This window comes from Pseudonocardia oroxyli, from assembly GCF_900102195.1.
GTDB classification, from domain to species: domain Bacteria; phylum Actinomycetota; class Actinomycetes; order Mycobacteriales; family Pseudonocardiaceae; genus Pseudonocardia; species Pseudonocardia oroxyli.
The window spans coordinates 25,700-38,030 of sequence record NZ_FNBE01000027.1; the positions used below are offsets into that span (position 1 = coordinate 25,700).

The 12,331-nt window shown below is 74.3% G+C and carries 12 protein-coding genes; 6 read left to right on the top strand and 6 right to left on the bottom strand.

Annotation, left to right across the window (positions count from 1 at the left end; all coding sequences use genetic code 11):
• Positions 1 to 204: 204 nt before the first annotated feature.
• The gene (locus tag BLS43_RS28010; RefSeq protein ID WP_143030270.1) at positions 205 to 1,632 is read left to right on the top strand and encodes a glycoside hydrolase family 16 protein; all 1,428 of its coding nucleotides are present in this window, start codon (positions 205 to 207) and stop codon (positions 1,630 to 1,632) included.
• A gap of 43 nt (positions 1,633 to 1,675) precedes the next feature.
• Here BLS43_RS28010 and BLS43_RS30335 read toward each other — a convergent pair whose 3' ends face one another.
• Both BLS43_RS30335 and BLS43_RS28020 read right to left on the bottom strand, forming a co-directional pair.
• The gene (locus BLS43_RS30335; RefSeq protein ID WP_176921611.1) at positions 1,676 to 1,999 is read right to left on the bottom strand and encodes a hypothetical protein; all 324 of its coding nucleotides are present in this window, start codon (positions 1,997 to 1,999) and stop codon (positions 1,676 to 1,678) included.
• 134 nt (positions 2,000 to 2,133) lie between these two features.
• A complete protein-coding gene (locus BLS43_RS28020; RefSeq protein WP_218130042.1) occupies positions 2,134 to 2,655 on the bottom strand; it encodes an XRE family transcriptional regulator in 522 nt (173 codons plus the stop codon).
• Between the two features lie 60 nt (positions 2,656 to 2,715).
• On the opposite strand from BLS43_RS28020, the gene BLS43_RS28025 reads away from it, so the two are divergent.
• Positions 2,716 to 3,873 (top strand): benzoate/H(+) symporter BenE family transporter, encoded by a 1,158-nt coding sequence (locus BLS43_RS28025; RefSeq protein ID WP_093089717.1) that lies wholly within the window; start codon positions 2,716 to 2,718, stop codon positions 3,871 to 3,873.
• A 45-nt stretch (positions 3,874 to 3,918) separates the two neighbouring features.
• Here BLS43_RS28025 and BLS43_RS28030 read toward each other — a convergent pair whose 3' ends face one another.
• Positions 3,919 to 4,839, bottom strand: coding sequence for an MsnO8 family LLM class oxidoreductase (locus tag BLS43_RS28030; protein ID WP_218130043.1), 921 nt, complete (start codon positions 4,837 to 4,839; stop codon positions 3,919 to 3,921).
• A 28-nt stretch (positions 4,840 to 4,867) separates the two neighbouring features.
• The gene (locus tag BLS43_RS28035) at positions 4,868 to 5,611 is read right to left on the bottom strand and encodes an alpha/beta hydrolase family protein (RefSeq protein ID WP_093089718.1); all 744 of its coding nucleotides are present in this window, start codon (positions 5,609 to 5,611) and stop codon (positions 4,868 to 4,870) included.
• Positions 5,612 to 5,675: 64 nt separating this feature from the next.
• On the opposite strand from BLS43_RS28035, the gene BLS43_RS28040 reads away from it, so the two are divergent.
• From BLS43_RS28040 to BLS43_RS28050, 3 genes are read left to right on the top strand one after another with little or no spacing between them, the layout of a single operon-like run.
• Positions 5,676 to 6,215, top strand: coding sequence for a TetR/AcrR family transcriptional regulator (locus BLS43_RS28040; RefSeq protein ID WP_176921612.1), 540 nt, complete (start codon positions 5,676 to 5,678; stop codon positions 6,213 to 6,215).
• Between the two features lie 2 nt (positions 6,216 to 6,217).
• A complete protein-coding gene (locus BLS43_RS28045) occupies positions 6,218 to 6,994 on the top strand; it encodes an LLM class F420-dependent oxidoreductase (protein WP_093089720.1) in 777 nt (258 codons plus the stop codon).
• A gap of 37 nt (positions 6,995 to 7,031) precedes the next feature.
• Complete coding sequence (locus BLS43_RS28050; protein WP_093089721.1) at positions 7,032 to 7,805, top strand: LLM class flavin-dependent oxidoreductase; 774 nt, start codon at positions 7,032 to 7,034, stop codon at positions 7,803 to 7,805.
• 54 nt (positions 7,806 to 7,859) lie between these two features.
• Here BLS43_RS28050 and BLS43_RS28055 read toward each other — a convergent pair whose 3' ends face one another.
• Positions 7,860 to 9,848 (bottom strand): M3 family metallopeptidase, encoded by a 1,989-nt coding sequence (locus BLS43_RS28055; RefSeq protein WP_093089722.1) that lies wholly within the window; start codon positions 9,846 to 9,848, stop codon positions 7,860 to 7,862.
• 77 nt (positions 9,849 to 9,925) lie between these two features.
• Between BLS43_RS28055 and BLS43_RS28060 the strand changes: the two genes are divergently transcribed.
• Positions 9,926 to 11,971, top strand: a complete 2,046-nt coding sequence (locus BLS43_RS28060) for a serine/threonine-protein kinase (RefSeq protein WP_093089723.1) — start codon at positions 9,926 to 9,928, stop codon at positions 11,969 to 11,971.
• A gap of 13 nt (positions 11,972 to 11,984) precedes the next feature.
• Here BLS43_RS28060 and BLS43_RS28065 read toward each other — a convergent pair.
• Positions 11,985 to 12,331, bottom strand: a 347-nt coding sequence (locus BLS43_RS28065; RefSeq protein ID WP_143030272.1) for a transposase, incomplete at its 5' end; no start/stop codon positions are given.

Consider the following 12,331-nt stretch of genomic DNA (forward strand, 5'->3'; position numbering starts at 1 on the left):
CTGCCAACGGTTCGAGCGGCACCAACGGAGACGACGAACGGCGTTGCCTGAGAGCCCTGGTAGCCCGAATGGAGTAGCCTGCGCTCGTGAAGCGAGGACGTCGGGCCGCTCGGGCGCCGTTCGACGACCTGTCGGCGCGCTGGCGCAACCCGACCTCTCAGGTTCGGCCGTGACCACACCCGCGACTACTTAGGGTTCACCATCATGCGACGGAAACCCTCCGCTGCGGAGGATCGGCTCGACCCCCGAGAGCTGGTCGAACGCTACACCGCAGAGCACAGCCTCCCCACTGTGCGGACGGGCCGTCGTCGTCGTGCCGAAGATCGTGCGGAATCGACGTCGACACTCCCCTCCTCACTCGCCACCCTGCAGCCGGACCACGACTCCCCACGTGAGCCCGCGCTGCTGACCCACTCCACCCTGCTGTCGGACCCCGATCCGCTGGCGGAGTTCGGCAGTGACACCAGCCCGCACGGGCTGCCCGAGCTGGACCCCGACGGCGACGGCCCGCCCCCGCTGAGCCCCATGACCGGCATGCCGGTCATCGCGGTCGCGGACCTGGTGGCCGGCCACTCGGCCGCCGCTGAGGCCCCGGACGCACCCGACACGGACACACCCGACACGGTGATCGAGCGGGAGGCCCCCGAGCCCCCGCGGCGCGGTCGCCGCCGGGCCCCGCGGTCGACGCTGCGGCGGCTCGCGCCGCTGACCGTCGGTGCCGCGGCCGTGCTGGTCGCGACCATGGTCGTCGTGCTGTTGCAGCCGGTGTCCGAGGACGGCCCGGACCTCTCCGCGTCGCTGGTGTCCTCGGACCTCGCGCAGGGCGCGCCGGAGACGTCGTCGACCGGGGTCGCTCCGATCCCCGCACCCGGCGGGCTCGCCGCGGTCGTCGGCACGGCCAAGGACCGGGCGACGACGACCACGAACCCTCCCGTCGCCCCCGTCGTGGCACCCCAGCCGGGGCGCAACGCCGGGCGCGCCGCGGTCGCCGTACCGGCGGGCGACGGCAGCACCGCCGCCGGCCGGATGGGCTGGCGCCAGGTCGGCGGCGACGAGTTCGACGGCGGCCTGGGCAAGTGGGGCGTCTACGACGGAGCGGGCCACGGCGGCAACGGCCGCCGCACCCCGGACGCGGTGTCGGTCAACGGTGGTGTGCTCACCATCCGCGGCGACGCGAACGGCAACTCCGGCGGCATGATGTACAACGACTCGCAGCGCTTCGGCCGCTACGAGATGCGCGCCAAGTTCCCGAAGGGCACCTCGGCCTACCACCCGGTGCTGATCCTGTGGCCGACGGACGTCGACTGGCCGCGAGGCGGTGAGGTCGACTTCGCGGAGACCAACAGCGCCGCGGACGACGTGTCGTTCTTCCTGCACTACGGCGCCGCGAACAACCAGGTGTCCCAGACCCGCAACCTCGACATCACGCAGTGGCACAACTACGCGGTGGAGTGGACGAACAACGGGATCGTCGGCTACATCGACGGCGTGGAGTGGTTCCGCAGCACCGACGGCAACACCCTGCCGCCGGGCAAGATGGCCCCGACCATCCAGCTGGACTACTTCCCCGGCGACGGCCCCGCGGGCAACGCCGAGATGCAGGTCGACTGGATGCGCATCTACGGGACCTGAGCACCCCGTGAGTGGCGATGGTCGCTCTGGCGACCATCGCCACTCACGACCGGATCAGCCTGCGGAGCGACTCGATCGCGGGCCCGACCTGGTCGCGGGCCTCGCGGAGCAGGACCAGCGGGGTGCCGTCCGCGAGCTGCCAGATCACGGCCGCGGCGGCGAGGGTGGCGAGCAGCACCAGGACCGTCAGCCACCGGCTCAGCCGCGCGCGGCGGTGCCTGGTCCGCGTGCGGGCGGCCGACTCCGCCCAGGTGGTGGGGCCGGACGGCCAGGTGCGGCGGGGCGCGTTGGTGAGGGCCCGCCGCTCACGGACACGGGCGAACGGGTCCGTCTCGGCGTCGAAAGTCCAGCTCTGTTGAAGTGTCATCGGCGGTCCGATCGGCGGGGTGCGCTGTCACCCGGACTGTCGATCACTTGACCTGCGGCGTTAGCAATCTGCTACGCCGAACGGCCCACTTTCACCGCAGGGTGATCGATCCGTGGCCCAACGCGTCGACACGGTCACCGCGGGTATCGGATGAGCAACGACGCGTGCACGTCCTGCTCCCCGACCGCCGCGTACCCGTGGGGAGCGTCCGCCGCCCACTCCAGATACCCGCCCGGGCCCGCCGACGCGGGATCGTGGAGCGGGCCGGCCCGGAGCTCCCCCGCGAACACCGTCGCGTGCTCGGTGACGCCGGGATGGTGCGGCGGCGAGGTCTGCGCCGTGCCCGCCGGGATCCGCATGCGGTAGAGCTCGTAGGTGGCGGCCCCCTCCTCGAACACCCGGAGCAGGTCCATCCGCACGGCCGCGCCGTGGATCCGCGGGCCCTCGACCAGCGCGGTCAGCGCCACACCGAGGGCGGCCGCGACCGAGTGCAGGGTGTCCAGCGTGGGGTTGCGGGTGCCGGCCTCGAGCCCGGAGAGCGTGGCCTTGCCGACGCCCGCGCGCCGCGCCAGCTCCGAGAGCGACAGGCCCCGCTCGGTGCGCAGCGCCCGCACCCGCGGGCCGACGTGCGCCGCACCGTCCGGAAGGGCCTCCACGTGGGCTATCCTGCCATCGTTCCGTAAACGGAACGATGGCCGGTGGGTGCGGGAGGACGTGTGCGCGGGATCGCTCGGCCGGTGCTGGCGGGGGTCGTCACGGCGATCGTCGGGTTCGGCGGGTCGTTCACGGTGGTGCTGACGGGGCTGCGCGCCGCGGGGGCGGACGAGGGCCAGGCGGCGTCCGGCCTGCTGGCGGTGGCCGTGGGCTCCGGGATCGTCGCCGTGGTGCTCGGCCTGCGGACCCGGATGCCGATCAGCATCGCCTGGTCCACGCCCGGCGCGGCCCTGCTGATCTCCTCCGGCGTGCCCGACGGCGGGTTCGCCGCCGCGGAGGGGGCGTTCCTGCTCTGCGGGGCGCTGATCGTGATCGCGGGGCTCGTGCGGCCGCTCGGGCGGCTGATCGCGGCCATCCCCGGGCCCATCGCGGGCGCCATGCTCGCCGGGGTGCTGCTGCAGCTGTGCCTGGCACCGGTCCAGGCGCTGCACGAGGTCCCGCTGCTGGCCGCGCCGGTGATCGTCGTCTGGGCGGTGACGGCACGGTTCGCGCGACCGTGGGCGGTGCCCGCGGCCCTGGTGGTGGCGATCGTCGCCATCGCGGTGACCGGGCCCGGGCTGGGCGGGGTCGACCTGGCACCCGCCTTCGTCTGGACCACGCCGACCTTCGAGCCCGCCGCGCTGATCGGGATCGGCCTCCCGTTGTTCCTGGTCACGATGGCCTCGCAGAACGTCCCGGGCATGGCCGTGATGGCGCAGTACGGGTTCCGGCCGAGGCTGCGCGGCATCCTGGTCGCCACCGGTGCGGCCACGCTCGCCGTCGCCCCGTTCGGCGGGCACGCGGTGAACCTCGCCGCCATCAGCGCCGCCCTCGCCGCGGGTCCCGACGCCGACCCGGACCCCGACCGCCGGTGGATCGCCTCGGTCACCGCCGGGGTCGGCCTCGCGGTGCTGGGCCTCGGCGCAGGCCTCGCGACGGCGCTGTTGCTGCTCTCCCCGCCGATCCTCGTCGAGGCGGTGGCCGGGCTCGCGCTGCTCGGCGCGCTGGCGGGCGCGGTCACCTCGGCGGTCGCCGAGCCCGAGGGCCGGGAGGCGGCGATCGTGACGTTCGTGGTCACCGCGGCGGGCGTGTCGTTCCTGGGGATCGGCTCGGCCTTCTGGGGCCTCCTCGCGGGCGGCGCGATGCTCCTCCTGCACCGCCGACGCACACGCACCCCCTGAGCCGTCCCCCACTTCACACACGCGAGTCGCCCGTTCGCGACGGCCTCAGCGCAGGAGCGTGGACAGGGCGGCGTCGGAGCGGGCCAGGGCCGCGCGGTCCCAGGTCGACGAGGTCAGGAGGAGCTCGTCGGCGCCGGTCCGGGCGACCAGGTCGGCCAGCTGCGCCCGCACCGAGTCGGCCTCGCCCACGATGGTCCTGGCCAGCGCGTTCTCGACGGTCGTGCGTTGCCGGTCGGTCAGCGGGCGGTCCGGGTCCGGGGGTTCGAGCGGCGGGAACTCGCCGGTGGTGCGGGCGGCGGCCAGCGCCCAGGCCTCGGGGAGCGCCAGGACGGGATCGCCGACCAGCACGTCCACCGAGACGATCACCGACGGTCCGCCGCGGGCGCGGTAGTCGGCCAGGGCGCCGGCGTCGTCGAGCACCGGACCGCCCACCACGACCGGCAGCCCGAGATCACCGGCGATCGCGAGCCCCTTGCCGGTGGCCAGCACGAACAGGGGGACGGGCTCGTCCAGCCGGGGGCGGGCGGTGATCGGCGCGGTGCCGTCGAGGTAGGCGCGCAGCTCCTCGAGGTCCTCGGGGAAGGAGTCCCGGGCCTGCAGGGCACGCCGCACGGGCGGGGTGAACCCCAGCGACCGCCCGACGCCGAGGTCGATCCGCCCGGGATGCAGCGCCGCGAGCACGCCCACCTGCTCCGCCACCACGAGCGGTCGATGGTTCGGCAGCATCACGCCGCCGGCGCCGACGCGGATGCGACTCGTCGCGGCGGCCACCGCGGCCATCAGGACCGTCGGCGCGCCCGACCCGATCCCCGGCACGGCGTGGTGCTCGGCGACCCAGAAGCGGTGGAAGCCCAGCTCCTCGGCGCGTCGGGCCCGTTCGACGGTGCCGCGCACCGCCGCCGAGTCGGGCTCGCCGACCCGGGTCCGCGTCCGATCCAGCAGCGACACCCGCACGTCGGGGTTCAACCGGTGGGACCGGCCGCGGGATTCCGGCTCACGTCAGGTGTGTGCGCAGCCAGTCGACCGCGAGCGCGTCCACCTGCGCGGCGTGGGGCACGGGGACGAGCTGCGCGTCCGCGAGCGCGTGTCCCATCCCCTCGACGATCACCAGGTCGGAGCCGGGCAGCGCCGCGTGCAGAGCCTCGGCCGGCCGCCGGAACCCCTCGGCGTCGTCCTGGTCGCCGACGATGAGCCGCAGCGGCGCGGTGATCTCCGCGGCCCGCGCCACGAAGTCCAGCTCGGCGGCCATCGCGAGGGTCTCCGCGTCCCACGGGTACTCGACGCCGAACACCCGCCCGGTCGCGTCCGTGGCCGCCTTGAGCTGCACGACCGGGCTGATCGCGACCGCGGCCGCGACGTCCGCGCCGCCGACCAGCGCCGACAACATCGCAGCCGCTCCCGCGGACCCTCCGACCAGCCCGACCGGGACGTCCCCGAAGCCCAGCCGCTCGCGCAGCTCGTCGAGCATCGCCGGGAACGCGAGCGCCGCGGCGTGCGGGATGGGGTACTGGAGGTTCCGCACCGCGTCCGCGTAACCCAGCTGCCTCACGTCGCCCTCCGGCAGCGGCAGCGCGGGATAGATCCGCCAGGCGTCGAGCCCCGCGAGCGGGACGGCGTCGGCGAAGGACCGCGGCGTGGACGGTGGGCTGAGCAGGTGCCACGCGATCACGACCGGCGCGGTGGCCGGGTCCCCAGCGGGTGGGACGGCGAGGTACTCGATGCCGGCGGCGGTGTGCATGGTGAACCTCCGAGAGCTGAACTGTACAGCGTACAATATAACTGGACAGTGTACAGTTCGACAAGTGCGAGGACCAGGGGAACGGGCCGGGCTCACCCGCGAGGCAGTGCTGGGCGCGGCGCGCGAGCTGCTCGCGGAAGCGGGGCTGCGGGGCCTGACGATGCGCGCGCTGGCCCGCAGCCTCGACGTCGCCCCCAACGCCCTCTACAGCCACGTCCCCGGCAAGGACGAGCTGGTCGACGCCCTCCTCGACGAGCATCTCGGCGCGGTCGAGAACCCGCCGGTCGACGCCGCGGACCCGCTCGCCGCCGTCGCGCGGATGATGACGTCGACCTACGACGTGCTGCTGGCCGCGCCCGACCTCGTGCCCCTCTACCTGGCCCGACGCGGTGCGCGCGGGCCGAACGCCCAGGCGCTCGGCGCGCACATGGACGCCCTGCTGGCGCGGGCGGGGGTCGATCCGGCCGCGATCCCCGGCGCGCGGATCACGCTGATCGTCCACGCCATCGGGTTCGCGTCCTTCGACGAGCCCCGCGCCGTGTTCGCGACGAGCCTCGGGTGGCTCCTCACCGGAATAGCCCGCGGCGAGGAGTCGCTGACCTGACCATGACGGACGTTTGGCTCGGACAGCCCGCGGTCACCCCCGAGCTCGCGGAGGAGATCGAGAAACTCGGGTACGAAGCGGTCTGGCTCGGCGGGTCACCCGCCGCCGAGCTCGCCGTGGACCCGCTGCTGGCCGCCACGGAGCGGCTGACGGTCGGCACCAGCATCGTCAACATCTGGACGGCCGACCCGAAGCAGACCGCGGAGTCGTTCCACCGCCTGGAGAGCGCGTTCCCGGGGCGGTTCATCCTGGGTATCGGGGCGGGCCACAAGGAGGCCACGGCGGACTACCGCAAGCCCTACCAGGCCCTCGTCGACTACCTCGACGCGCTGGACGAGGCCGGGGTGCCGAAGGAGCGCCGCGCGCTCGCCGCGCTCGGACCCCGCGTGCTGGAGCTCGCCCGCGACCGCTCCGCGGGCGCACTGCCCTACCTGACCACCCCCGAACACACCCGGACCGCCCGGGAGATCCTCGGCCCGGACGCGCTGCTGGTGGCCGAGCACAAGGTCGCCAACTCCGCGGAGTCCGCGCGGACGATGGTCCAGCGGTACCTGCGGCTGTCGAACTACGTCGCCAACCTGCGTCGACTCGGCTTCACCGACGAGGAGCTCGCGCTGCCCGGCAGCGACCGGGTCGTCGACGCCCTCGTGCTGCGCGGGGACGTCGACACGGTCGCCGCCCAGCTGCGCGAGCACCTCGCGGCCGGGGCGAACCGGGTCGCGATCCAGCCGCTCGACGACGTCGTGGAGACCCTGCGCGCCTTCGCAGGCCGGATCTGAGGTGCGCCCGGCGGCCTGATCCGGTGAGGTGGGTCCCGTGACGAGGACCGGTGTGGTGTTCCGCCCGCAGTCGCCGATCGGGCGGCTGCGGGCGGTGGCGGAGGCCGCGGACCAGGCGGGGATCGACGAGCTGTGGCTGTGGGAGGACTGCTTCCTCGACAGCGCGGTCCCGGCCGCCACCGCCGCCCTGGCCTGGACCGACCGGCTGACCGTCGGGGTGGGGCTGCTGCCCGTGCCGCTGCGCAACGCCGCGGCCGCGACCATGGAGATCGCCACGCTCGCCCGCCTGTTCCCCGGCCGCGTCGTGCCCGCTCTGGGGCACGGCGTGCTGGAGTGGATGGGGCAGGTCGGGGCGCGGGTCGAGTCGCCGATGACGCTGCTGCGCGAGTACACCGACGCCGTCCGCGGCCTCCTCGACGGCGAGCGCCTGACCGTCGAGGGCCGGTACGTGCGGCTCACCGACGTCGCGCTCGACGACCCGGTCCCCGAGGTCCCCCCGCTGCTGATCGGCGCCCGCGGCCCCCGGACGGTCGCGCTCGCGGGCGAGGTCGCGGACGGCGTGCTGCTCGACGCCGTCGCCACCCCGGACGCCGTGCGCGCCGCCCGGAACACGGCGGACGCGGCCCGTGCGGCGGCGGGTCTGGAAGGCGCGACCCGGGTGGTCGTGTTCGTGGAGACCACCCCGGCCGACGCCCGCGCGGCCGTCGAGCGGTACGCCGAGGCGGGCGCCGACACGGTCGTCCTGCAGGCCCCGGAGCACACCCCCGACCCGGAACCCCTCCTCGACGCCCTGCGCCTGCGGCGCTCGTGAGTGGTAAGTGGTGCTCTGGCACCACTTACCACTCACGGGCGCCGGAGGCGCGGATCAGGTGAGGTTGCGGCGTTCGAGGAGGTTGCGGATCTGCGGGTCGCGGCCGCGGAAGGCGCGGTAGGCGTCCATGGCGTCGACCGCACCGCCGCGGGAGAGCAGGGTGCGGCGGAAGTGGTCGCCGTTCTCGCGGCGCAGGCCGCCGTTCTCGGCGAACCAGGCCACGGTGTCGGCGTCCAGCACCTCGGACCAGACGTAGGAGTAGTAGCCCGCCGAGTAGCCGCCCGCGAAGACGTGGTTGAAGTAGGTGCTGCGGTAGCGCGGCGGGATCAGCGGGTGGGCGATCCCGGCCTTGCGCAGGGCCTCGGCCTCGAAGGTCTCGACGTCCGTCACCGTGTCGTCGACCGTGATCGTGTGCCACGCCTGGTCCAGCAGCGCCGCGGCCAGGTACTCGGTCGTCCGGTAGCCCTCACCGAACGTGCGGCTGGCCAGCAGCTTCTCCAGCAGCTCGGCCGGGAGGGGCTCCCCGGTGAGATGGTGGCGCGCGTACCGGGCCAGGATCTCCGGGCTCGCCAGCCACATCTCGTTGACCTGCGACGGGAACTCGACGAAGTCCCGCGGCACGGACGTGCCCGAGAACGTCGGGTAGCGGACGGCGGAGAACAGCCCGTGCAGCGCGTGCCCGAACTCGTGGAACAGGGTGCGGACCTCGTCGATCGTGAGCAGCGTGGGCTCGCCCTCGGCGGGCTTGGTGATGTTGAGCGTGTTCATCACGACGGGCTTCTCGTCGAGCAGGAACGACTGCCCCACCAGCGCGTTCATCCACGCCCCGCCGCGCTTGGACTCGCGCGCGTAGTAGTCGCCGCCGAACAGGCCCAGCGGCGTGCCGTCGACGTCGAACACCTCCCAGAAGCGGACGTCCGGGTGGTAGCCGACGAGATCGTGGCGCGGGTGCAGCTGGATGCCGTAGAGCTGCTCGGCCGCGTGGAACACCCCGTGCTGCAGCACCGACTCCAGCTCCAGGTAGGGCCGCAGCAGGGCGGCGTCGACCTCGAAGCGCTCGCGGCGGACCTGCTCCGCGGCGAACGTCCAGTCCCACGGCTCGAGCGCGCCGATCTCGTTCGCCTCGGAGTCGGCGTTGCGCATCGCGGGCGGGGCGAGATCGGCCAGCATCGAGGCGACGGCGCCCACCGTGCCCGCCGTCGCGTCCTCGATGACGTAGTCGGCGTGGGTCGGGTAGCCGAGCAGCCGGGCCCGCTCGGCGCGCAGGGCGGTGATCTCGAGGACGACGTCTCGCGTGTCGTGCTCCCCACCCAGGCCGCGGTGGATCGAGGCCTCGAACACCTGTCGTCGCAGCTCGCGGTCGGTGAGCGACTCCAGGACGGGCTGCCCGGTCGGGAGCACCAGGGTCAGCAGGAACCCGCCCTCGTGCCCGCGGGAGGTCGCCGCGGCCGCCGCGGCGGAGATCGCGCCGGGCGACATCCCGTCGAGCTTCGCCACGTCGTGGACGTGCACCGCCGCCGCGTTCGCGCCCGCGAGCAGCCGGGCCGAGAACGTGGTCGAGAGGCGGGACAGCTGGGCGTTCAGCGCCTTGAGCCGCTCCTTCTCCGCGTCGCCGAGCTCGGCGCCCGCCCGGACGGCGTCGGTGAGGTAGCGCTGCGCCAGCCGCGCCGACTCGGGGTCGAGCGCCTCGTCCTGCACCGCACGGATCCGCGCGAACAGCCGCGGGTCCAGCGAGATGTCGTCCGCGTGCGCGGCCAGCAACGGCGCGACGACCGACCGCACCTCCTCGATCCGCGGCGTGGTGTCCGCGCCCGCGCGGGTGAAGAAGACCCGCGACACCCGGTCGAGGATCCGCCCGGAGCGCTCGAGCGCCTCGATCGTGTTCGCGAAGGTGTGCTCACCCGCCGCGACGATCGCCTCGATCTCGGCCCGCTGCTCGGCCATCCCCGCCTCGAACGCCGGCAGGTAGTGCTCGTCGCGGATCGCGGCGAAGTCGGGGAGGCCGTACGGGAGCACGCTCGGCACGAGGAACGGGTTCGTCACGGCTTCACCGTAGCTCTACCGATCCCGGGTCCGCCGTGATCCGCTAGCGTCGCCGAACGGCACGAAAGGGACATCGGGTGACGGAGGACTTCGGGCCGTACCGGCTGGACGAGCTGGTCGGACGCGGCGGCATGGGCGAGGTCTGGCGCGCCTACGACACCCGCCGCAAGCGCGTCGTCGCGCTGAAGCGGCTCGGCCCCGAGCAGTCCGGCAACGCCGAGTTCGAGGCCCGCTTCCGCCGCGAGTGCGAGCTCGCCGCGCGGCTCCACGCCCCCACCGTGATCCCCATCCACGACTACGGCGAGATCGACGGCCGGCTGTTCCTGGACATGCGGTTCGTGCAGGGCGAGGACCTCGCGGCCCGGCTGCGCCACGGCCCCCTGGCGCCCGCGGCCGCCGTCCGGGTCGTGGAACAGCTCGCCGCCGCCCTCGACGCGGCGCACGCCGCCGGGCTCGTGCACCGGGACGTCAAGCCCTCGAACGCGCTGCTCACCGAGGGCGACTTCGTGTACCTCGTGGACTTCGGCATCGTCCGGTCACTGGCCTCGGACACCGTCTTGACCACGGCGAACGGCGTGGTGGGCACGGCGGGGTACCTCGCCCCGGAACGCATCCTGGGCGCCGGTGAGGATCACCGCTCGGACGTCTACTCCCTCGCCTGTGTCCTGCACGAGTGCCTCACCGGCGAGCGGCCCTACACCGCCACCACGGCGGCGGCGGTCCTCGCCGCCCACGTCCACGCCCCCGTCCCGCGGCCGAGCGCGGCGGACCCGCGGCTGCGCCCGTTCGACGCCGTGGTCGCAGCCGGGATGGCGAAGGACCCGGCGGACCGCCCGCCGTCGGCCGGGGCGTTCGCCCGGCTCGCGGCGCAGGCGCTGCGGGGGCACGTCCCGCACACCGAGGTGGGGCTGCGGCGACCGGACCGGACTCTCCGCGGCGGACCGGACACGGTCGTCCCGCTCGCCGGAGTGCGCCCGCCGGGACCGCCGTGGGGCGGCGGGTCGGGGCCCCCGGGCTTCCCCGGCGTCTTCCCCGACGGCGGCTCGAACCCGCCGGTCGCCACCCGGCCCCGCCGCTCCCGACTCCCCTGGTTCGCCGGACTCGCCCTGCTCCTGGTCGCGGGCCTGGTCACGACCCTGCTCGTGGCCCGGCCCTGGGGCTCGACAGGCGGTGCGGAGCCGATCGCCGTCCCCACGATCGGGCCTCCCACCGCCGCCCCGGAGCCGACCCTGCCGCGGCTGCTGTCGCGCGTGGCGCTCGGCGGCGACCCGCGCTCGCTCGTCGTCGACGGCACCGAGGCGTACGTGGTCACCGTGCCGCAGCGCTACACCGACCAGCTCGTGATCGTCGACCTGCCCAGCGGGACGGCGAGCCCGCCGTACACGGTCTCCGAAGCGGGCGGGGGCGTCGGTGTGGACGACCTCGGGCAGATGTGGGTGCCCCGCTGCGCCCCCGGCGGCGGCGTCTGCGGCCTGGACCTCATCGAACGCGAGGGCAAGGTGATCGCGGGCGCCCCGATCGACCGCGTGCCCACGAACATGGTCCTCGAACGGCGGACCGGCCTCGCCCACGTCGTCCAGCTGGGGCCGGGCGGCCTGAGCTCGGTCGTCACCGTGGACACCACCAGGGACGCGGTGATCGGCGGCCCGTACCCGCTCGGTCAGGGCAACGCCACCCTGTCGCTGTCCCCGGGCGGGGACACCCTCGCCTTCGCCGACGGCGCCTCCGTGGTCTCGCTGCTGGACACCCGCTCCGGCCGGGCCACCGGCGCGATCACCGCGGGCGAGGGCTCGACCCACACCGCCTTCTCCCCCGACGGGAGCCGTCTCTACGTCAGTTCCGGCCTCTCCGGCTCGGTCACGGCGGTGGACCTGGACGCGGCGACGACCGGGGCCCGGCCGACGGCCCTGCAGACCGGACTGGCCGGCCTCGCGGTCTCCCCCGACGGCACCCGCCTCTACGTCGCCGACACCGACCACGGCGTCGTGCACGTCCTGGACGCGGTGTCGATGCAGGTCATCGGCGCGGTGAACGTCGGCGGCGCCCCCACCGAGATCGCCGCCACAGGTGACCGGATCCACGTCCTCGACACCGCCGGGGACGCACTTCTGACCCTCGGCTGACTCGTGAGCGGCACTAGGGCTTGTCCTGTAGGTCGGCACGCAGCCACAACATGATGGCGGCGATGGTGATCTCCGAGCGGTAGTAGGCCACCCGCTTCGCGTAGCGGGTGGCCAGCGCCCGGAACTGCTTGAGCCGGTTGAAACAGCGCTCGACCACGTTGCGGTCGGCGTAGAGCTCGGGGTCGAACCCTGGTGGGCGCCCACCGCGGGAGCCTTTGCGCAGACGATGGTTGATCTGATCGACCCGTTCCGGGCTGGTGAAAGCGATCCTGCGCTGCCGCAGCGCCGCCCGGGTCGAGGGGTGGGAGTAGGCCTTGTCCGCCAACACCCGGTCGGGGCGTCGGCGGGGCCGCCCGGGCC

Coding starts and splice junctions, on each gene's coding strand:
- BLS43_RS30335 (WP_176921611.1), bottom strand. CDS start 1,999: ATGACACTTCAACAGAGCTGGACTTTCGACGCCGAGACGGACCCGTTC.
- BLS43_RS28045 (WP_093089720.1), top strand. CDS start 6,218: ATGACGGACGTTTGGCTCGGACAGCCCGCGGTCACCCCCGAGCTCGCG.
- BLS43_RS28035 (WP_093089718.1), bottom strand. CDS start 5,611: ATGCACACCGCCGCCGGCATCGAGTACCTCGCCGTCCCACCCGCTGGG.
- BLS43_RS28010 (WP_143030270.1), top strand. CDS start 205: ATGCGACGGAAACCCTCCGCTGCGGAGGATCGGCTCGACCCCCGAGAG.